General features: G+C 39.5%; 17 protein-coding genes. 15 read left to right on the top strand and 2 right to left on the bottom strand.

The window, feature by feature from the left end:
• Positions 1-6: 6 nt before the first annotated feature.
• Positions 7-2,073 (bottom strand): endo-1,4-beta-xylanase, encoded by a 2,067-nt coding sequence (locus BM086_RS11645; RefSeq protein WP_175560239.1) that lies wholly within the window; start codon positions 2,071-2,073, stop codon positions 7-9.
• A 552-nt stretch (positions 2,074-2,625) separates the two neighbouring features.
• On the opposite strand from BM086_RS11645, the gene BM086_RS11640 reads away from it, so the two are divergent.
• The 12 genes from BM086_RS11640 to BM086_RS11580 all read left to right on the top strand — a co-directional run bounded on the left by BM086_RS11640 (position 2,626) and on the right by BM086_RS11580 (position 17,742).
• Positions 2,626-3,351, top strand: coding sequence for an ABC transporter ATP-binding protein (locus tag BM086_RS11640; RefSeq protein WP_092326670.1), 726 nt, complete (start codon positions 2,626-2,628; stop codon positions 3,349-3,351).
• Complete coding sequence (locus BM086_RS11635; RefSeq protein WP_092326668.1) at positions 3,341-4,957, top strand: putative ABC transporter permease subunit; 1,617 nt, start codon at positions 3,341-3,343, stop codon at positions 4,955-4,957. The genes BM086_RS11640 and BM086_RS11635 overlap by 11 nt, the downstream gene beginning before the upstream one ends.
• A 555-nt stretch (positions 4,958-5,512) precedes the next feature.
• Positions 5,513-5,962, top strand: coding sequence for a D-aminoacyl-tRNA deacylase (gene dtd / locus BM086_RS11625; protein WP_092326665.1), 450 nt, complete (start codon positions 5,513-5,515; stop codon positions 5,960-5,962).
• Between the two features lie 233 nt (positions 5,963-6,195).
• Entirely contained in the window at positions 6,196-6,969 is a 774-nt protein-coding gene (locus BM086_RS11620) for a methyltransferase domain-containing protein (protein ID WP_092326662.1), read from the top strand.
• A 597-nt stretch (positions 6,970-7,566) separates the two neighbouring features.
• On the top strand, positions 7,567-9,732 hold the full coding sequence (locus BM086_RS11615; protein ID WP_092326659.1) for a M13 family metallopeptidase: 2,166 nt from the start codon (positions 7,567-7,569) through the stop codon (positions 9,730-9,732).
• Between the two features lie 25 nt (positions 9,733-9,757).
• Positions 9,758-10,603, top strand: a complete 846-nt coding sequence (locus BM086_RS11610; protein ID WP_175560238.1) for an ABC transporter ATP-binding protein — start codon at positions 9,758-9,760, stop codon at positions 10,601-10,603.
• Complete coding sequence (locus tag BM086_RS11605) at positions 10,600-11,331, top strand: hypothetical protein (protein WP_092326653.1); 732 nt, start codon at positions 10,600-10,602, stop codon at positions 11,329-11,331. The genes BM086_RS11610 and BM086_RS11605 overlap by 4 nt, the downstream gene beginning before the upstream one ends.
• Positions 11,328-12,074, top strand: a complete 747-nt coding sequence (locus BM086_RS11600) for an ABC transporter permease (protein ID WP_092326650.1) — start codon at positions 11,328-11,330, stop codon at positions 12,072-12,074. The genes BM086_RS11605 and BM086_RS11600 overlap by 4 nt, the downstream gene beginning before the upstream one ends.
• 264 nt (positions 12,075-12,338) lie before the next feature.
• Positions 12,339-13,892, top strand: coding sequence for an ABC transporter substrate-binding protein (locus BM086_RS11595; RefSeq protein ID WP_242952183.1), 1,554 nt, complete (start codon positions 12,339-12,341; stop codon positions 13,890-13,892).
• Entirely contained in the window at positions 13,885-15,807 is a 1,923-nt protein-coding gene (locus tag BM086_RS11590; RefSeq protein ID WP_242952182.1) for a dipeptide ABC transporter ATP-binding protein, read from the top strand. The genes BM086_RS11595 and BM086_RS11590 overlap by 8 nt, the downstream gene beginning before the upstream one ends.
• A 2-nt stretch (positions 15,808-15,809) precedes the next feature.
• On the top strand, positions 15,810-16,853 hold the full coding sequence (locus BM086_RS11585; RefSeq protein WP_092326645.1) for an ABC transporter permease: 1,044 nt from the start codon (positions 15,810-15,812) through the stop codon (positions 16,851-16,853).
• Positions 16,837-17,742 (top strand): ABC transporter permease, encoded by a 906-nt coding sequence (locus tag BM086_RS11580; RefSeq protein WP_092326643.1) that lies wholly within the window; start codon positions 16,837-16,839, stop codon positions 17,740-17,742. Before BM086_RS11585 ends, BM086_RS11580 begins: the two co-directional genes overlap by 17 nt.
• 54 nt (positions 17,743-17,796) lie before the next feature.
• Here the strand turns inward: BM086_RS11580 and BM086_RS11575 are convergent, their stop codons facing one another.
• On the bottom strand, positions 17,797-18,249 hold the full coding sequence (locus BM086_RS11575) for a hypothetical protein (RefSeq protein WP_092326641.1): 453 nt from the start codon (positions 18,247-18,249) through the stop codon (positions 17,797-17,799).
• 122 nt (positions 18,250-18,371) lie between these two features.
• Here BM086_RS11575 and BM086_RS11570 point away from each other — a divergent pair, with 122 nt between their 5' ends.
• The 3 genes from BM086_RS11570 to BM086_RS11560 all read left to right on the top strand — a co-directional run bounded on the left by BM086_RS11570 (position 18,372) and on the right by BM086_RS11560 (position 21,315).
• Positions 18,372-19,379 (top strand): GNAT family N-acetyltransferase, encoded by a 1,008-nt coding sequence (locus BM086_RS11570; protein WP_092326638.1) that lies wholly within the window; start codon positions 18,372-18,374, stop codon positions 19,377-19,379.
• Positions 19,380-19,456: 77 nt separating this feature from the next.
• Positions 19,457-20,167 carry a response regulator transcription factor gene (locus BM086_RS11565; protein WP_092326635.1) on the top strand — a complete coding sequence of 237 codons (711 nt, stop codon included), beginning with the start codon at positions 19,457-19,459 and terminating at the stop codon, positions 20,165-20,167.
• Positions 20,168-20,283: 116 nt separating this feature from the next.
• A complete protein-coding gene (locus BM086_RS11560) occupies positions 20,284-21,315 on the top strand; it encodes a sensor histidine kinase (protein WP_242952181.1) in 1,032 nt (343 codons plus the stop codon).
• The last annotated feature ends 60 nt before the right edge of the window (positions 21,316-21,375 follow it).

Here is a 21,375-nt window from a genome sequence, read left to right as displayed (position 1 = left end):
AAAGTTCTAAATCCTTTTCATCCAGGCCCAGGCCAAATCAGCCCAAAGTCCAACATCTTCCTTAAGGCTCATGTCGATTCCCATTGCAGGCTGCTCATTTCCACCGAAAAACTGTTCAATTAGTTCTTCTTTTCGTTTATCAGAGACATTTACTCCTTTACCGTTTTTAACTGAAAAAGCAGCGCGCATGGTCTGTTCCATAGAGTAATCGCCGCCTGACCAGCCACTAAAATATGTACTGTTTGCAATAGTAAGGCCGTGGAATCCCGATGGGAATACATAATGTGCAAACGGAACACTTTTTTTCCTGAGGGCCATTGCAAAAAGATAGCTGTTCTCAACAGGAACAAGAGCATCTTCCTGAGTCTGCCAGATAAAGCAAGGCGGAGTATTTTCTGTTACTTGTTTTTCAAGAGAAAAATACTCCAGGTCTTCAGCTGACGGATCATAGCCAAGGAGCGCATTAAATGAATCTCTATGCGCGTACTCGCCTGTAGTTATTACAGGATAGGAGAGTATAACGCCATCAGGGCGGTTGGAAACTGAACTATATTCAGCATTCTTATCTTCAACATCTCCAAAGTGAACTGCAAGACTTCCGCAAACGTGCGCGCCTGCAGAGAAACCACAGATAAGGAGTTTCTTTCCATCAACATTGTATTTTGAAGCATTTTTTCTGATGAATCTTACAGCTCTGGAAATATCATTAAGTGGCTGCTTCATAAGCGGAACTGACATAGTGATGTCTGTAGTGTAACTAAGTACAAAGACATTCATTCCGCGGTTGAAGAATTCCATTGCAGGAAGTTCACCTTCATGGGAGCAGCACATGCAATAGCCGCCACCCGGTACAATCAGCATGCAGTCACGTTTCTCATCATCGTTATGAAGATATGCAAAAACATTTGGTACAAATCCGTAAGCTGCAGCGTAATCATATTCGCCATCTGCCCAGATGTTCTCTCGAAAATTTTTAATCTGAGGCATAGGCATTCCTTTAAGTAAAAAATCTTCTTCGCTGTAATCTGGTTCCCATTTGTCAATCGTATCCGCAGAAGTAGCAGCTTCAAGAACAGCATAATATGCTTCCTTTGCTTCACATTTTCCTTTAAATACCAGCGGATAACTTGTCTCGCGCCTAAAGCCGGAAAGCCAGCTGTTTTCATCCAAAAGATTCCAGAATGTAACGCTTGTAATGTTTGCTTTTCCAGATTTTTTGGCCTCAATATATATCTTGAAAAACTCTTTATATCGAAGCGCCAGTTCATGCATTGATTCATCGCTTGGATCTGCATTGTGCATATCAAGTTCTGTAATGTTCAGCTTAATTCCAAGAGCGCCATACATTTCAACAGCTTTTTTATAATCATCAAGATTGGGATGATCCATCAGAAGATGAGACTGCATTCCCATGCCATCTACAAGTTTTTTATCAATTAGAGGTGTAAGAACTTCTTTTATGATAAAATCTCTTTTCCAGGCTTCTGCAGTTTCATAGTCATTATAAAAAAGATCAGTGCCGGGAGCTGCATATTTTCTTGCAAATTCAAATGCCTTTATGAAAAAGTCTTTTCCTACGGTCTGTAGCCAGATTGATTTTCTGAAATCACCTTCATCAACAATCTCATTAACAACATCCCAGGCATATATGATTCCCGGATAATTAGTCTGAACAAATTCGAGCACACCGCGGATATAGTTCTCAAGCCTTGCAAGCATGGTTTCTCTGTCAGCATAGGGGAACATTTCATTGTAGTTTTCGCAGAAAAACCACTTAGGTGTCTGGTTGTGCCACACAAGAGTGTGACCACGCATAGCTATGCCGTTTTCTTTAGCAAATTCCAGATAAGGAATTGCGCTTTCAAACGTAAGCGCCGGATTAAGATTGTGCTTTTCAGGATTTGCCTTGTTTGCATCCTTATCCAGGTAGTACATAGGTTTCATATCGTTTTCGCATGTGAAACTATTGAACTGCGATGTAAGAAGTTTCATATGAGCAGGAGTATGCAGATTCCATCTTGAGATGGCTGCACCGACTTTAAAGTAAGGTTCATAAGCTGTTTTTAGGTTCATATAATGACTCCCTTTTTTATCTAAATATTTCATTTTCGGTTTGCTCTATTATCATATAAAAAAACAAACAAACATTATACTTATTTCTTGCTTTTTATAGCTTAAAAAACGTCATTTTTTGCAGATACAGCACTATTCAAATGAACCTGTAGGCACGGATGAAATTTGCTTTTTTTACTTATTTAAGATTAGAACATATCGATTTATAGTATTATATAGTTGATGAAATAGGTTTTTCCTATACATTGAACAAATCATAGATGAATCATTTACAAAATTGGTGAATAAATATAATGCTTCTAATTTATTCTTAAGTAATATGCATTTTCGCATGAATATTCATATCATACGTTATTGTTTGCTCGCTGCCTGCTTGTATCGGTAATTAATTAGCATATTTCTAACTCAATTTTAACTGTTTTATATCTATATTTTGCTAAAATGGTGCATTGACAAAATTGTACACAGTGATATCATAATGATATCAATTAAATTTCATAATAAATTATTTAAAAATTGTAAGACAACTACTTATGTTAGGAGGGAACAGACATGAAAAACGTTGTACTTGATATAAAAGGATATTCAAAAACTTATGGTGGTGATAAAAAAGCTGCTGATAACATCAATCTCACTGTTGAAAGCGGCGATATCTACGGGTTCATCGGACATAATGGAGCCGGCAAGTCTACTACAATCCGCGCTATTGTTGGAGTTCTTGATTTTAACGAAGGCGAAATATTAATAGATGGTCATTCAGTAAAAAATGAGCCTCTGGAATGTAAGAAACTGACAGCATATATTCCGGATAATCCTGACCTGTACGAAAATCTTACCGGAATACAGTATCTTAATTTTATCGCAGATGTCTTTGAAATTGATGTGGAAAAGAGACAAAGTCTTATTCAAAAATACGCTGATATGTTTGAAATCACAGATGCTCTTGGTGACCTGATAAGCTCTTATTCCCATGGAATGAAGCAGAAGGTTGCGATTATTTCGGCACTGATTCATGAGCCAAAGCTTATGGTCTTAGATGAACCCTTTGTAGGACTTGACCCCAAAGCTTCCTTTACATTAAAACAGATAATGCATGAAATGTGCGAAAATGGAAGCGCAGTATTCTTTTCCACTCACGTACTTGATGTTGCTGAGAAGCTATGTAACAAGATTGCAATAATCAAGAAAGGCAAAATCATCACAACAGGTACGATGGAAGAGTTGACACAGGGACAATCTTTGGAATCAGTTTTCCTGGAGGTAGAAGATGAGAAGTAAGAATCTGGTTTTGATAAAGACACTTCTAAAGGCTACCAGTCTTTGGAATATAAGAAAATATAGTAAGGATAAGAAAAAAAGAGGAAGAGCAATTGCAAGTTTTATTGGAATATCATGTCTTGAAATCATGTTATTTGTCTACAGTTTTTCAACATGTATGGGACTTCATGCAGCAGGAGTCATAGAAACTGTTCCTATTGCATGCGCTCTGTGCGTGTCTGCCATTGCTTTTGTTTTTACATTTCTTAAGACCAATGGCTATCTGCTTAACTTTAAAGAATATGATATGCTGATGGCGCTTCCCTTTAAGGTAAAAGATATAGCAATCTGCAAATTTTTATATATGTACATTAAATCTTTTCCCTGGTATATGGGATTTCTTCTTCCAATGATGATTGGATATGGCATTTTTTCCAAAAGCTCATTTTGGGTGTATCCATTATGGCTGATTTTAGGACTATTCGTTCCTATTATTCCGATGGTAATAGCAGCATTTGTCGGATTCTTGATTGCCAAAGCCAGTGCGGGCTTTAAGAAAAAGAATGTGATTCAGATTGTATTAACGCTGATTTTTGTGATGATCTGCTTTTCTTTTCAATACATTATTGAAGCCATCTTCAAAAATGATCAGGTAACAGCGGTTGCTTTAAAGGCATCAGAGCTGACAGATATGATATCGACATACTATTTGCCTGCAGAGTGGTTTGCAAAAGCTATAACAATGGTGGGACAAGGTAATGTACTTGGCCTTTTATACGGAGCTATTTTAGTTGTTATAACAATAGCTTTGTTTGAAATTATATTTATTCTTGTGGGTAAGAATTACAGACAGATCAATTCTGCACTTCAAAGTCATGATGTAAAAAGGAACTACAAGATTGCCGGTCTCAAGAAAAGAAGTGTTCTCAATACCATTGCTTATAAAGAACTTAAACGTCTTACCGGTTCTACTACTTACTTTGTAAATGTTGCTCTTGGAGAGATATTTGCTGTAGTCGGAGGCATAGCAGTCCTGATCCTTGGGTTAGATAAAGTTGTTGGAGTTGTAACAAAAGGCGCTCCAATTCCTCATGGAATTGTGTATCCTGCAATTCCTTTGATGGTTTATTTCTTCATCGGAATGATGGCCACAACAGTCTGTTCACCTTCGCTTGAGGGAAAAAACTACTGGATAATGCAAAGTCTTCCCCTTGAAAAGAAAACCATCTACCAGGGAAAGATGCTATTCAACTTGTATCTAACAGTACCATTTATGATTTTTGGTGTGCTTTGCTTTAGTATTTCTGCTCATCTACCTGCTTTGAACATGATCCTCAACCTGATACTCGGACTTGTTTTATGTGCTTTTTCAACTGCATGGGGCTGTGTTTGCGGTATCAGACATATGCGCCTTGATTGGGAAAATGAAGTTGAAGTCATCAAACAGGGTTCGGCAGTATCAATTTATCTACTGCCAAATATGTTAGTAACCATGGGACTCATTGTACTTGTCGTATGGCTTGGAACTATTGTTAATCCGAATCTGATCACACTGGTACTGATAATGGTGGTTGCTATCCTTGCAGTACTTAGTTATCTGAAGGTTTTGAAACTCACTAAAAAGTGATAATAATAAATATACGCATTATTGGTAAAATAACAGTGTGTTATTCCCTGATTAGAGCATATATTTGCACATCAGCTAAAACTATAATAGACTTATCAACAGACAACAATGTGTTATGAGAAGGGATGGTGAGTTACATGTTAACAATTATGTTCATTATATTTTTCTTTATGGTTTTTGGAAAACTGCTAGGATTTGCTTTCAGGGCATCCTGGGGCATCCTTAAGATTTGTTTTGGTCTTATCTTTTTACCGATCATATTGGTAGTCATGGTACTCGGCGGATTGATTTATATAGCACTTCCAATATTGTTGGTAGTAGGTTTGGTAAGTTTATTAGTAAAAAACTAACCTGAAAAAAATAACCCTCTCTCAAAAGCGATGTGCAGAAAATGTACATCGCTTTTAAAATGTAAATATTCCCGGAAATAATAATTGTCATAAATACCATTGGGTATCATAAAATAATTTGATTGTGAAATTGTAGTATTACGATAAAATAGAAAGGTGGGTTATAGGAAATAAATATACAACAAAATGAAAGGGACATTAAAATATGCGAGCAATAGTAGCGAGGGTGCTTTCAGCATCAGTAACTATAGATGGAAAAGAAGTTTCTTCAATAGATAAGGGACTTCTTGTCCTTTTAGGTGTTCACAAGGATGACACCAAAGAGCAGGCGATTAAAATTGCCGACAAAATCTGTGGCCTTAGAATTTTTGAGGATGAAAATGGCAAAATGAACATGAATCCCAAGGATGCAGGGGCGAAGCTCCTTATCGTGAGCCAGTTTACTCTTTATGCTGACTGCAGTTCCAGAAGACCTGGTTTTACAGATGCTGCAAGGCCAGAGATATCTAAGCCACTATATGAACTTGTGGTTTCTGAGTGCAGAAACAGAGGCTTTGAAGTAGGAACCGGAGAATTTGGAGCCGATATGAAAGTTGAATCTGTTAATGATGGCCCTGTAACTATTCTATTAGATACGTCGGATTTTATGAAATAAGACAGCAAATATTGAGAATTGCATATCCTTTTTTCACTTAGTATAATATCTATTATTGTGACATCAGAACAAATTGTAGTCACAATGGAGGTAATCATGAAAACACGAGGTAACTACTCGGTGCAGTTTTAATGCTGACAGCAGGTTGTACCGAGGTTAATGGAAGTGTTTTGCTGTCACATACTGCACCGACCAAATAATAACTACTAACAATTATTTGAAAAGGAGCAGATATGAATACAGAAAGAATAGCAGAATTAAGAAAAGAGTGGGAAGCAGAGGAGAAGATAGCTCATATACATGGTTGGGACTTTTCTCATATTCATGACAGGTACGAAGAGGAGGAAGATCTTCCTTGGGACTACAAGCAGATAATTGATGAGAACCGTGTAGATAGCATGAAGCTTTTGGACTTTGATACAGGCGGTGGGGAGTTCCTGTTATCTCTTGGACATCCTTATGGCAACACTGCAGCTACGGAAGGTTACGCACCAAATGTTGAGCTGTGCAAGAAAGAACTGTTGCCTCTTGGAATAGACTTCAAGGCTTGTGATGATGCTTCAGAAGTTCCTTTTGCAGACAGCTCTTTTGATATGATTATAAATAGACATGGTGACTTTGATCCTGAGGAAACATCACGATTACTAAGACCAAACGGCCTGTTTATTACAGAGCAGGTTGGTGGCGAGAATGACAGGGACCTTGTAAAGATGGTGCTTCCGGATGTGCCTAAGCCTTTTCCTGAGCTTGAATTATCTATTCAAAAGAAAAAGTTTGAGGAGGCAGGATTAAAAGTTATCAGAGCAGAGGAGGCCTTCAGACCAATCCGCTTTTATGATGTTGGAGCATTTGTCTGGTTCGCACATATCATAGAATGGGAGTTTCCGGGCTTCTCTGTAGATAGGTGTTTTGACAGACTTCTTGAAATACAGGAAGTGATCGATAAGAATGGATTTGTTGAAGGGACAATTCATAGATATCTCATCGTTGCGCAGAAGATTGGTTGATAAAAACAGCGGACTGCAATTTGATACAAATTGCAGCCCGCTCTTTTTAATTAATCTTTATGGTTCTCTTCGTTCAATCTTGAAAGTGGTGCTTGTAGATTTATTGCCTTGCCCTTAGTGCTGATAGCTTTTACAAAGACAATGGCTGTTCCAAGTTTCTTGTTGTCAAAATAGTATATTTTGTAGTCGGTGCCTTCCTTCAGCCCAAGCCTCGTTGCAGAAATTTTAGCGAAGACACGGCACATTCTAAAGAAGATGTAAACAAAACGAAATACAAAATAAAAACATTATTAAAAAAAGAGAATTTCATTCCTATAAGTAGACTATATGAAATAGAATTAATTATAATTAGAATATAGTATTTATGCAACTTTGCGCAACATTACTGTCAGGTAATTTAATTGATTGATCGTGATTCAGATAGAATGATTTTAAGAAACACGAATATATATCAAGGAGTGCCTCAATGGATTCTGCTTTATATAAACCGGGAAACAAAGGGATAGAAATTTAACTACGTCGTTAAGCTTGGGCAAACGTCTTGAAGGATTGGTATAGCTTAAATAGTATGCCTGCGGATAAGAGAAAGGATAGCTAATGAGAAACAAAGAATGGAGCGTATTCAGAAAAACTACAGCTGTGATTCTTACAGCTACTTTGGTGCTCATATCTGCGGGCTGTGGAAAAGGCGGGAACGCGGCTGAATCTAATCTTTCGAATGAGGAAGGCTCTGGTTCTGATCCTTCCGGAATTCCCGGGGGAGGAAAATGGGTTGATTCTGACGTTGTATTCACAGTCAGGTCTGAGGATAATATACGTTTTCAGGATGATTTTGCAGCGGCTGCCAATAAAGATTATATTGAATCTGCTGTTCTGGACCCCGCATATGAAGAGTCCAGTATATTTCTTGATGCAAATAAGCTGATGTATGAAAGATATATGGAGATTGCTTCTGATGAGGCTATGACAGGCGATAATGCAGAAAAATATAAAGCATTGGTTAAACTGCATTCTGATTGGGATGAGCGAAACAAGCTTGGAGTAAAACCTCTTGAAAAGTATATTTCAGATATACAGAGTATATCCTCTATAAGTGAACTTACGCAGTACCAGGGGAGCACTACGAGAAATCCCTTTGGGTTGGGGCTGTTAATACCGGAAGCTGTGAGTACACAAATACAGTTCCCGGACAAGAGCACGTTAAAACTTCAGGCTCCAAAGCTCTCTCTTGGGTCTGTTTCTTCATATCTGGAATATACAAGCAACACACTGGCATCTAAAGAAAAAACAGATGATGTGGCCTTCTATTTCTTTGGAAGACTCGGTTTTTCAGAAAAAGAGATCAAGGCTATCCTGAAAGGAAATTACAGGATAGAAACTTTTATTGCAAGAAACAGTAATATCGATAACTTCAATGTTGGGGAGATGTTTTCCCAGGCTCAGACCGACAGGAAAGGGCTTAATGCATTACAAGGGAATTACCCGCTCTCACAGATATTGGACAGCAGAGGCTATTTGGAATGCGACAGTTTTTATGTGGATTATTCCTATCTGAAGTCTTTATATAAGATTTATACCGAAAAGAACCTTGAAGATATCAAGTCATTCCTCATGATGCAAACTATTGATTCAGTTAAATATCTTCTCGACCGCGAATCATATGAAAAGATGGTCAGGCTGTATATGAGCGGCGGTGCGAACTATGAGGGAATATCAGATGGGCAGAATAGTGTCCTTTTTAGAAATGACATTAAAATCTGTGGTTATTTACCATTGCTGGATACTTTGTATCTGGAAAAATATTATACAGATGACAAAAAGACAGCTCAGATAAATGAATTTACAAATGCACTTATAAATGCGTATGCACAAATACTTGATGAAGAAGAATGGATGTCAGAAGAAACGAGGACCGCTGCAGGGGGAAAGCTGCAAAATATGGCAGTGCACCTCATAAGGCCGGATAATATTGCTGATTATTCGGCTGCAGACATAAAGTCCTACGAAGAAGGAGGAAATCTTGTAGATGCTGCTGCTGAGGGCAGACGGGTGCTTGAGACTCACATGGCAGTCAAAAGCGCCGACCCAAATTGGGACAGATTTAAATGGGATATTTATGATGTTTCCAGAACTACTACTGAAGTCAACTGTGTGTACTATAGTAACGAGAATGGCATCTATATAATGGCGGGATATCTGGCTATGTGTGATGCTTCTTTCGGAGAAGACGCATCACTTGAGCAGTTTGCAGGTATCGTAGGAACTACGATTGGCCATGAGATAACCCATGGATTTGATTCAAATGGAACAAAGTTTGATCTGTATGGGCGCCAGTTTGATGATAATAAAAACTCCATCGACTGGATGACAGCGCAGGACAGGTCAAAGATGGATGAAAAGGCATCAAAACTGGCAGGATACTTCTCACTGGCAAGGCCGATTCCGGGACAGCAGAAGGTAAATGGAAATGCCGTAAAAGATGAGGCTATTGCTGATATGGGAGGAGTCAAATCAGTACTTTATGCGGTAAGGGAAATGCCTGATTTTGATTATGATGAGTTTTTCAGAGCTTTTGCAAGGCAGTATGCAGAGCAGACAACTGAGGAAAATGAACTTGATACAATGAAAAGCGACATGCATCCGCTTCCGTTCCACAGGATAAATATTGTTCTTCAGCAATTTGATGAATTCATAGAAACCTATGATATAAAGTCGGGAGACGGAATGTACCTGAGTCCGGAAAAAAGAGTCAATGTCTGGTGATATCTGTTCAGGAAGGAGACATACTATGGGATCAGAGACTTCAAATGCAGCAATAAGGCTTGATAACATAATAAAAAGCTATGGTAAACATGACGTACTTAAAGGTGTCACCATGCAGGTGAATAAGGGAGATATCTACGGACTGGTAGGAAAGAACGGTGCAGGTAAAACCACAATTTTTAAGATGATCTTAGGTCTGTCGGAATACACTTCAGGTAATGTTTCCATAGCCGGTTCTCAGAATAGAAAAGAGCTGTTTGCAAACAGATCAAAGGTAGGCTTCTTTGTCGGATCCAATTTTTATGGTTATCTTTCCGGCAGGGCAAACCTCGAATACTACGCAGCAGCCAAGGGACTTAAGGGGAAAGCATTAAAAGAGGAAGTGGACCGGGTTCTAAAGGTTGTTGGTCTTACAGACGGTAAGGAAAAGCAGAAAGCTAAGGGCTATTCCCTTGGAATGAAACAGCGTCTTGGAATAGGCAATGCAATCCTGGGTAATCCGGATATTCTCATTCTGGATGAGCCGACCAACGGTCTTGATCCTCAGGGAATAGCAGATATTCGTCATATGATAAGGCGATTCAGAGATGAGTTTGGCATGACAGTCATAGTTTCAAGCCATATTCTGGGAGAGCTGGAAAATACTGCTGACCGTTTCGGTATAGTACATGAAGGTGTTATAGCAAAAGAAATCACACAGGATGATCTTTCTGCTAAACGTCCCGAAGTTGAACTTACAGTCTCAGCCGGTAATTTAGAAAGAGCCAAAAGTATTCTGGCAGAGAATGGTATTGATATTCTTAAAGAAGGAAAAGAAAAAGTAACTCTGGAAGATTATTACTTTGAACTCATTGGAGGATCTGCAGAATGAGAAATTTGTTAAGAGCGGATTTGAAGCGTATCTTTCGGGTTGGGCTTATTTATATAGGGCTTTTGCTGGCGCTGATCTATATTTCATATACGGTGCTTGAAGGCGTTGTAAATGATGGCTCAATTGGACTGGTAAGAGGTGTGCAGAAGTCGCTTAACGGGGCACCTATAGCTCTTTTTATAGTTTTTCCCACTTTCTATGCTGTTTTTGCCCATGAGCTGTCCTCAAAGTCCATGCAGGCTGTACTTGGTCATGGCATAACAAGGGATAAGCTCATAGTTGCCAAGCTTCTTGATGCGGCAATTGTTCTTCTTTGCGTGTACCTGGTCATCATTGTGGCAATCCTTGCAGTAATAAACGGAGAATCAGCAATTATATTAAGCTCGCAGCAACAGACAAACCTTGTTGTTTTTATCATATTGAGGTGGCTTAGACATTTTGGCTACATTGTCTTTTCAGCTATGATTATGTATATTTCGGGCTCCACGGTTCTGGGGATAGTCGCATGTGTGGCATTTACGGTTGTGTTTAGACTTGTGTTTAACCTGATAGAGTTTTTTTCTTCACTGTCATTATATGACTATACCTTTGATGGCCTTTTGGACTGGGCATATACCGGAATAGAGATGGAAGCTTTCCCGTGGCAGATTCTTCCGGCAGCCTGCTATCTCTTGGCTGCACTGGCGATCACTACCTATTTCTTCCGGAGAAAGGAGTTTGATTTTTGAAAAATCTAATTTTTGCAGATGTAAAAAGAATCCTGAGAAAGCCGTCATATTGGATTGTGCTTGCAATATGTCTGGTAATTTCATTTTTCTGGTCTTTGGGGGCAAAAAGAGGCGGGACTGTAAGCGGACTTGATTTCGCTTCTAATCAGGGAACTGCTATAAATACAATGAATCTTTTTATAGGGATTGCTATTTATGTGAGCGTCTACGCCGATGAGTTTTCGTCTAATTCCATGCAGTGCCTTATTGGAAGAGGAATATCAAGAAAAAGGCTCCTTGTCGCCAAGTTCATTAACTGCGTGATCATCACCTTTATTTCTTATGGAATCTATACCCTTTTTATCACATTAACAGGTCTGGTAATGGGCGCAGACATGAACATGTCAGAGAGCAGCTTTTTGTACAGTACGATATTGACCAATGCTTTTCTTATCCTGGGTTATGCAACCATATCCATGATTATTCTTTTCTGGAGTAAGAACGTTGCCTATGCAACTTTGGTGGATGCATTTCTTCTTTTTGCGGGAGATACACTGCTGAGCGGTCTGAATATGATTCCGGTGATAAAATTCTGGCATATAGACAGGCACGTTTTTTCACATGCCCTTGCATGTGCCAAAGTAGATCTGCTTCTAACCGGTGGAACAGCAATATTTACACTCCTTTGGCACGTTGCAAAAATCTGTGTTATTTCGATTATTCTGGCATATATGCTCTTTAGAAAAAAAGAGCTGGATTTCTGATTCAATAGGAAGGAGACTATCGGATTTCAAGAAGAATTCCCAATAATACATCATAAATACAGTTTAAAAAGTCAAATAGGTCTCCATAAGTTTGTGGAGATCTATTTTTTATTGAAATTCCTATTCAATAAAAAACGCTCCGATATGGATGTGATTGTCGCATATCATTTTTATCAATTAATAACCCCTAGGGGGGCTTGTGGCGTGTGATTACATTGGATAAAATGTTGTTCGTTCAAAACGCACAACAGGAGGAAATTTATTGTGAAAAAGAAATTTATGGCATTGCTGCTCACACTGACAATGATTATTGCGCTCACAGCATGCGGTAATTCAAATGGCGGTGACACAGCTTCCAATGAAGGCGGTAAGACACTTGTATACGGAAGTAATGATTATACAAGAATCAATCCTGCTATTGACGAGCACGGAGAGATAAATCTTCTCATCTTTGACGGACTGATGGGACATAATGAAAAGAATGAGGTTGTTCCTGCACTTGCAGAAAGCGTTGATGCTGACGATGCTGCCGGAGTTTACACATTCCATTTAAGAAACAATGTAAAATGGCACGATGGAGAGCCTTTCACTGCAAAAGACGTTAAGTTTACCATCGAAGCTATCATGAATCCTGACAATGAGTCCGAGATTTTCTCTAACTACGAAGATGTTACTTCAATCGATGTTATCGACGACTACACTGTCAAGTTTACTCTTGCAGCTCCAAACGTTGCATTCCTTGAGTACATGACAATCGGAATGCTTCCTGCTCACCTTCTTGAAGGCAAAGACATGCAGGAAGATGGTTACTTTAAGGCACCTGTAGGAACAGGTCCATACAAGTTTTCAGCATGGGACGAGGGACAGAGCATTACCCTTGTTAAAAATGAAGAATATTGGAACGGAACACCTTCAATCGATACTATCATCTTTAAGATTGTTGAAGATGACAACGCAAAAGCTCTTCAGATTGAGTCAGGCGAGCTTAACTTTGCACAGCTTACACCTAAGGATTCCAAGAATTTTGAAGGAAAAGACAATTACACTGTTTATCAGATGAAGACTTCCGACTACAGAGGAATCATGTACAACTTTAACAATGACCTCTGGAAGGAGAATAAAGAACTCATTCATGCATTCAACTGTGCTGTTGACAGAGATGCCATGGTAGCAAGCGTTGTTCTTGGCGAAGGCATTCCTGCATATGGCCCACTTGCAAGAAACGAATATAATGATGCTTCAATCAATCAGGAATCCTATGATCCTGAGAAAGCTAAGCAGATCATCGAGGAAAACGGTTGGACACTTGGTTCTGACGGTATCTATGAAAAAGAAGGCAAGAAACTCACATTTACTATCAACTGCAAGGAAGGTGATCAGGTAAGAGCAGATCTTGCAGCTATTGCATGTCAGAATCTTCAGGACATTGGTGTTGATGCCAAGTACGAAGTAAAGTCCAAGATTGACTGGGATGGCCAGGAAGCATTCCTCATTGGTTGGGGAAGCCCGTTTGACGCTGATGATCATACCTACAAGGTATTTGGAACTGACAAGGGTAACAACTACAGTGCTTACAGCAATCCTGCTGTAGATGAGGCACTTACAAAGGCTCGTCAGACAACAGATAAGGCTGAGAGACAGAAGTATTATTCTGAGTTCCAGCAGGCTATGGTTGATGATCCTGCATATACTTTCTTCTGCTACATTGATGTTGATTACGTAAGTAACGTAAAGATTACCGGAATAACCAAAGATACTATTCTTGGCCATCATGGCGTAGGTATCTTCTGGAATGTTAAGGATTGGACTATTGAGTAATATACTTGAGGTAAAAAATCTTTCGGTAGTATTTAATACACCTGAGGGACGTATAAGTGCAATACGTGACCTCTCTCTGTCTATCGGGCAGGGAGAGGTTTTTGCCGTTGTTGGAGAATCAGGATGCGGCAAAAGCGTTCTCTGTAAAACCATTATGGGAATACTACCGTCAAATACTGAGATTACAAGCGGGAACATAGCTGTAAACGGAAAAGAAATCGTAGGTCTTTCTGATGGAGAAATGTGCAGGGTAAGAGGTGTTGATATTTCCATGGTTTTCCAGGATCCCATGACATCTCTTGATCCTACTTATAGCATAGGTGCACAGATTGCTGAGGCTGTCCGTGTCCATGACAAGAAAATAACTGCTGATGCTCTTAAGAAAAAAGTTATAGATCTCATGGATGCTGTTGGCATAGATCGGGCAGTAGAAAGATATAGCTCTTTTCCCTGGATGCTCTCAGGCGGAATGCGTCAAAGATGCGTAATGGCCATGGCTCTTGCACAGGAACCGAAACTTCTTATAGCAGATGAGCCAACTACAGCTCTTGATGTTACAGTGCAGGCTGAGATATTAGATCTTCTCAAAGAAATCCGGAATAAAACAGGCATGACAATCCTTTTTATCACCCATGATCTCGGCGTTGTTGCAAAAGTTGCCGATAAAGTTGCGATCATGTATGCAGGAAAGATCATAGAGCAGGGATTGTGCGAAGAAATATTTGCCAGGCCAACTCATCCGTACACCTGGGGACTTTTGCATGCTTTGCCTTCATTTGCTGAAAATGGAAGATTATATCCCATTCCCGGAGCTCCTCCAGTGTTAAAAGAGGGTTTTGAAGGAGATGCTTTCGCTGAAAGAAATCCATATGCTCTTAGGATTGACTATGCACAGGAACCGCCTTTTTTTGATTTAAGTCCTACCCACAAAGCCGCAACCTGGCTTTTGGACGAGAGAGCCCCAAAGATACAATTCTCCCTTACAAATACAGCGCCCCCAAAAACTGCCCATGATATAAAGCAAACTGAAAAACTGATGGAAATCCATGACCTGACTCATTATTTCAGGCTTGGTCAGAATTCATATGTAAAAGCTGTTTCTCATGTTTCTTTTGACATATATAAAGGAGAGGTTTTTGCTCTTGTAGGAGAATCGGGAAGTGGTAAATCCACACTCGCAAGATGTATTCTCGGAATGTATAAGCCACTTGGTGGTAAAGCTTTTTATGATGGAATAGATATCACATCCAAGCGACGCACAAGAAAGGACAAGGCCAGAATATCAAAGGAAATACAGTTTATTTCCCAGGATTCAGGCGCAGCCCTTGATATGAAAATGACTGTACGTGACATAATCGCAGAGCCACTGGAAATTCACAGAGTATACAAAAACCGAAAGGCTGCCGATGAGCGCATCAAAGAAATCATGAAAAAAGTTGGTCTTGATGAGCAGCTTATGCAAAGACGTCCATCAGAGCTATCCGGCGGGCAACGTCAGCGTGTCAATATTGCAAGGGCCTATGTTATGAATCCGATGCTACTTGTGGCAGATGAGCCGCTTTCTTCACTGGATGTTTCAATTCAGGCTCAGATAGTGGAAGTATTATCTGAACTAAAGAAAGATCATGAGACTGCAATGCTGTTTATTGCTCACGACCTTTCCATGGTTGAATTTATAAGCGACAGAGTAGGAGTAATGTACAAAGGACACCTTGTAGAGCTTGCCCCAACAAAGGAATTATTTAGAAATCCCGTTCATTCGTATACAAAAGCTCTTTTATCCGCAGCGCCAAAACCTGACCCTGAAGTTGAAAAAACGCGGGTTAGCACAAGATATAAGAAGTCGTTAACGGAATTTATGCATGAGGGCTGGGAAGAAGTTGCCGAAGGACATTTCGTATTAAAGGAGCATTAAGAATGAATCTTAGGAATAAAATCAAACTGGAATCGTTGATAAATAAAATAATTATTGTGCTGATTTCCGTCTTCTTGCTTTCTCTTATCACATTTTTTATGTCAAGGCTGGCTCCGGGAGACCCGCTTGCTTCCTACTATGGAGACAGGGTTGAGAGAATGAGTACTGCTGAAAGAATGCACGCCTATGAGAGACTTGGTCTTGACGGACCGATCATCGGGCAGTATTTTAAGTGGCTAAAAGCGGCTCTTTCAGGAGATTTTGGTATTTCTTTTAAATATAAACAGAATGTTATGACGGTAATTGCAGGAAGACTTCTAAACACCTTACTACTAGGAGGCATAGGCTTTGTCATAACCTTTGGGCTGGCGCTCCTTCTTGCCGTTGCATGCGCATATAGAGAAAACAGCCTTGCGGATAGGATCATTTGCAGAATTGGAACAATTACCAGCTGTATTCCAGAGTTTTGGCTTTCACTGGTCCTCATCTTATTCTTTGCGGTTATGTGGCATCTTTTGCCAAGTAGCGGCGCTTATGCCATAGGAAGAGCTAACGATATAGGAAGCAGGATTGAGCACTTAATTCTTCCACTAATAGTCGTTGTTATGAGCCACCTCTGGTACTACGCATATATGCTAAGAAATAAGCTCCTTGAGGAAATCAGGCAGGAGTACGTGCTTCTTGCAAGAGCAAAGGGCATCAGCAAAAGAAATGTAATGTGGAAACACTGTGTACGAAATCTTATGCCTACAATGATTGCCATTATGGCCATTTCCATGAATCACATTTTAGAAGGTACATACATAGTTGAAATGGTTTTCTCATACCCGGGCATTGGCACTCTTTCTTTTGAAAGCGCCAAATACCACGACTACAACATGCTTATGGTGCTCACGGTGATAACAGGAATCGTTGTAATTATCGGCAACATAATCGGTCAGACCATTAGCGAAAAGATTGATCAGCGAATGAAAGCTCAGGATAAGATGAAAGATCTTATGGAAATAGTTTCTCATCGGGAGATGATGGATGATGCAAGTAAATAAAGTTTTGAATAATTTTGAAATAGTTGGAACACAATATAGCAAAAAAGATGAAACGCAGGAAGCACGAAAGCCGTTTATCAAAGGCATTCCCATATTATCTGTTGTAATTCTTGTGCTTATTATTCTGGGATGTCTTTTTTGCGAACTTATCATGACACATGATCCATCCAGAATGTTTCTTGATGAAATAAACAGGGCACCGGGAAGCGGACATATCTTTGGGACAGATACGCTTGGCAGAGATATCTGGTCGATGATATGGTTCGGAGGAAGAAAGTCCCTTATTATCGGTACTGTAGCTACAGTTATATCTTCGTTTATAGCTGTTGTTTATGGAACTTTGAGCGGAGTTGCCGGAGAAACTGTCGATAATATCATGATGAGATTTACGGAGATTCTTCTTAGCATTCCTTCGATTCTTCTGGTTGTATTTATGCAGGCTGCCCTAGGACAGAGAAATTTCCTTGGAATATCTGTCATTATAGGCATTACCAGCTGGATGAGCATTGCTAAGATTGTCCGCGCAGAAGTAAGAAAGATAAGAAGCGAAGAATACGTCCTAATCTCCAAAATGATGGGCGGAAGCTTTATGCATGTGCTGTTTAAGCATCTTGCACCTAATTTCATGAGCAGTATCATGTTCATGATCGTAATGAGTGTAAGAAGCGCCATTGTTTCCGAGTCGACCTTGAGTTTCCTTGGAATTGGCCTCCCGGTTGAGATCATAACCTGGGGAAGTATGCTTAGCTTGTCAGAAAAAGCTCTTCTGACAAGCTCTTGGTGGATAATACTGATTCCCGGTATTTTTCTTGTAGTGACGCTTCTTTGTATAACAGATATAGGAAATTATATACGTGGCTCCTATAATTCAAAAGAAGGGAACCTGTGATCAGGCATCATATGCCATCGAAAAAAATCACTTGTTATTGCAACAGATAAAAATTCATGCAAAAGGCGACATGCATATCATTATTCCAAATGCCACCAGTATAAGACCTGAACTCATAAAGGAAATCATGAATGCTCTGGAAAAGAACTTCGCATCCTTATCTCCCGGAGCATCCTTGGTTCCTTTGAAGATCATTCCAAGCGCCCACCCAAGATAGGTAAAGAAAACACCTCCTGCAATCAGTGCTGCGCCTACAACGCTAAATCGAATAAACGGATGATAGGCATTTACCAAAAAAAGAATTACCGCAGCAACCACAATAAACCAAACCGGCGCCATAAGATGAATTATTCTCATGGAACTCTTAGCATCTTTCACTTGCTTCTCATTTTTATATATAAGGTCATCTTTTAAAAATCTTCGATTATTCCCTGCAAAATTCAATAAAAAGAATCCCCATACACCCGCCACAAAAATGAACGGGATCAAAAAGAATGGCTCAAACATTGTTTTTCCTCCAAAAAGAAATGATAATACTTTACCTTAGCTTCGTCTATACCTTATAATGGCCATGTACGCTTACAACGGCCACTACTGAATCATTTCAACGACAACAGGAGGATGACACGATGACAGAAAAAGAATTATGGGCAGAATTTTGCTCTAAGAAGAATATTGATATCAATACACCTTATGAGGCATGGGGCTTTGGTGGAATTGAAGAAGGAGATACTGACAAACTTGCGCAGCTGGTTTTAAAGGGTAAAAAATTTGGAACAGCCAGTTCTTACGATGAGTATGTCATGGAAGATGTTCTGGATGAGATTCCACAGCCGGGCGATTATAGCGTGATCTTAGACAGCAACGATGAGGCTGTATGCGTGATCAGAAATTATGATGTGTATGTGAGAGCATTTGGCGATGTGCCCCCATTCCATGCATATGCAGAAGGTGAAGGCGATAGATCGCTACAATATTGGCGCGATGTACACACTGAATTTTTCAAGGAATGCCTTGATGAAACAGATATGCCATTTAATCAGGAATCACGCATTATATGCGAGAAATTCAGTGTCGTATACGCTCCCGGACAGGACTTTTCTGAGGAAGAGCTTCTTTTTGTAGAACCTTCGATGGACTATGCAAAAGAAATTGCAGCTTACAGGCAGGAAATGCTGGACGCAGATTCATCTTTTGACGGATGCTTTTCTATGAAAAGAATGCCCGATATTCAGGAATACGTTGATTATTGCATAGGCTGGGCAAATCCAAGGAGAAAAGCGGATGAACATGGCGCATGGGGAAATGTGCTCTTGGTCATAAGAAAATCCGATATGAAAATGGTAGGCTGCATGCAGGTTCACAATGTTCTAACCGAGAGAATGAAGAAATATACAGGGCATGTAGGCTATTCAGTTCGCCCCTCCGAAAGAGGTAAAGGCTATGCAAAAAGAATGCTTGCAAAAGCATTAGATTTCCTTTCAAGCTTCGGATTTGAGGAAATCTATGTTAGTTGTCTTCCTGATAATGAGGCAAGCAAGAAAACCATCCTTGCCAATGGCGGAGAATACGTAGAAACAGTCTTTTTAGAGGAAGATAACGTAAATCTTGAAAAGTATAAAATCAGACTTAGCTAAATGTTTTTATTTATTTAATAATCTTATTACTGAGCATAAAGAAAATGCGCAAGCAGTGGAGGTAAGGGGAATCTGAGATGAAGGTATTTTTGTTGGAAGATGATGATGCAATTGCAATGGGACTTAAATACTCTTTGGAAAAAGAGGGCTATGAAGCCATCCATGTGCGTACCAAGGCTGATGCACTTGCAACATGGAAAACAAATACGTTTGATATATGCATACTTGATATCAACCTTCCGGATGGGAATGGCTATGATGTTTGCAAATTCATCAAAGAAAAAGAAGACGTTCCGGTAATCTTCCTGACAGCAAGTGATGCCGAAGTCAATGTTGTCATGGGCCTTGAGATGGGGGCTGACGATTATGTATGTAAGCCTTTCAGGATAAATGAGCTTATGGCAAGAATCAAGACTGTTCTTAGAAGGAGTGGTAAGGGTATGTCCGCCTCTGCTTCTGATGGAAACGGAATCCTTTCAATAAAAAATGTCCGCATTCATACAAGTGAAGCCAAGGTTGGTATACTTGATGACACTACCGGCAAAGAAGAAATAGTTGAACTTACCGCTCTTGAATACAGACTGCTCCTTGCTTTTTGCAACAATAGAGGAAATGTAATGTCCAGAAGTCAGCTCCTTGAGGACATGTGGGATGTCAGCGGCGATTTTGTAAATGATAATACTCTTACTGTCTACATAAAAAGACTTAGAGACAAGATTGAAAAAGATCCTGCAGATCCTCAGATTATAAAAACCGTAAGAGGCCTGGGATATATTGTGGAGAAATAATCAATATAAATTTGAACTATATAATATATTCTTAAATAAACATACAGAAATCCGCGCCTGCTGCGGATTTCGTTCATCAATGTATAAATACAGATAAAAGTTTGGGGATACTTTGTATGCTGAATAATAAGGAATTCAAATATATGATTGTTGCAGCAGCTGTACTAACAGTTGCTGCTTCTATATGCGGATATGCTTTTTGCGGTGTATCTGCATTTTTTATAATGCTCATGCTTGGAATAACGCTTACTACAATGTTTGCTGTTACGACTATCCGCAGATATAAAGATTTGGATGCTCTAAACTCTTACCTTGTAAGTGTTCTTGCAGGTGGTGAAGCACTAAACATTCTTGATCAGGAAGAGGGCGAGATATCTCTCCTTAAAACCAATATCTATAAAGCCACCACAACACTAAACTATCAGAAAAATCTTTTAACAAAAGATAAGGTGGCTCTGTCCAATGCAATAGCTGATATCAGTCATCAGCTAAAAACTCCGCTGACATCTATGATAGTCATGAATGACCTTTTAAAATCGGAAGACGATAAAGATAAACGTATTGAGTTTTTGCAGACACAATCAAACCAGCTTGACAGAATGAACTGGCTTATTCAGACACTTTTGAAATTGTCAAAGATCGATGCCGGAACAATAGCGATGAAAACCGAGAAAGTTGCAGTGGATGCCCTTGTCAGGGAAGTTATAAAACCTTTTGAAATTCAGATGGAGCTTAAAGATATCACCTGCTCATGCATATATTTGGATGCGTCAAAAGACAATAATGTGGCTGCTGCAAATTTTGACATTAATTGCGATATAAACTGGACCATAGAAGCTATCCAGAACATTGTAAAAAACTGTATTGAACATATGGAAAGCGGAGGCACGCTTACAATCAGCGCATCTGACACAAATATCTACAATGAAATAATTATAGAAGATACAGGATGTGGAATTTCCACGGAGGATCTTCCGCATATTTTTGAACGATTCTATAAAGGGAAAAACGCAGGAAAAAACAGTGTCGGCATAGGCCTGGCTCTGGCAAAGACCATTATGAACGGCCAGCACGGCGATATCGTTGTGGAAAGCACAGAAGGAGCCGGAACCAAGTTTTCCGTGAAGTTTTATAAAACGATCATTTAATGAAAATCAAATCTTACAATTCTGTAATATTAAAGTCACTTGATTGTAATGATAAAGTTA

This window comes from Butyrivibrio sp. YAB3001, assembly GCF_900112195.1.
Classification (GTDB): Bacteria; Bacillota; Clostridia; order Lachnospirales; family Lachnospiraceae; genus Butyrivibrio.
This window is presented reverse-complemented; position numbering and strand designations above follow the sequence as displayed.

Excerpts from the sequence above, each read along its gene's own strand:
- BM086_RS11645 (WP_175560239.1), bottom strand. The coding sequence starts at position 2,073 with ATGAACCTAAAAACAGCTTATGAACCTTACTTTAAAGTCGGTGCAGCC.
- BM086_RS11640 (WP_092326670.1), top strand. The coding sequence starts at position 2,626 with ATGAAAAACGTTGTACTTGATATAAAAGGATATTCAAAAACTTATGGT.
- BM086_RS11635 (WP_092326668.1), top strand. The coding sequence starts at position 3,341 with ATGAGAAGTAAGAATCTGGTTTTGATAAAGACACTTCTAAAGGCTACC.
- dtd (WP_092326665.1), top strand. The coding sequence starts at position 5,513 with ATGCGAGCAATAGTAGCGAGGGTGCTTTCAGCATCAGTAACTATAGAT.
- BM086_RS11620 (WP_092326662.1), top strand. The coding sequence starts at position 6,196 with ATGAATACAGAAAGAATAGCAGAATTAAGAAAAGAGTGGGAAGCAGAG.
- BM086_RS11615 (WP_092326659.1), top strand. The coding sequence starts at position 7,567 with ATGAGAAACAAAGAATGGAGCGTATTCAGAAAAACTACAGCTGTGATT.
- BM086_RS11610 (WP_175560238.1), top strand. The coding sequence starts at position 9,758 with ATGGGATCAGAGACTTCAAATGCAGCAATAAGGCTTGATAACATAATA.
- BM086_RS11605 (WP_092326653.1), top strand. The coding sequence starts at position 10,600 with ATGAGAAATTTGTTAAGAGCGGATTTGAAGCGTATCTTTCGGGTTGGG.
- BM086_RS11585 (WP_092326645.1), top strand. The coding sequence starts at position 15,810 with ATGAATCTTAGGAATAAAATCAAACTGGAATCGTTGATAAATAAAATA.
- BM086_RS11580 (WP_092326643.1), top strand. The coding sequence starts at position 16,837 with ATGATGCAAGTAAATAAAGTTTTGAATAATTTTGAAATAGTTGGAACA.
- BM086_RS11575 (WP_092326641.1), bottom strand. The coding sequence starts at position 18,249 with ATGTTTGAGCCATTCTTTTTGATCCCGTTCATTTTTGTGGCGGGTGTA.
- BM086_RS11570 (WP_092326638.1), top strand. The coding sequence starts at position 18,372 with ATGACAGAAAAAGAATTATGGGCAGAATTTTGCTCTAAGAAGAATATT.
- BM086_RS11565 (WP_092326635.1), top strand. The coding sequence starts at position 19,457 with ATGAAGGTATTTTTGTTGGAAGATGATGATGCAATTGCAATGGGACTT.
- BM086_RS11560 (WP_242952181.1), top strand. The coding sequence starts at position 20,284 with ATGCTGAATAATAAGGAATTCAAATATATGATTGTTGCAGCAGCTGTA.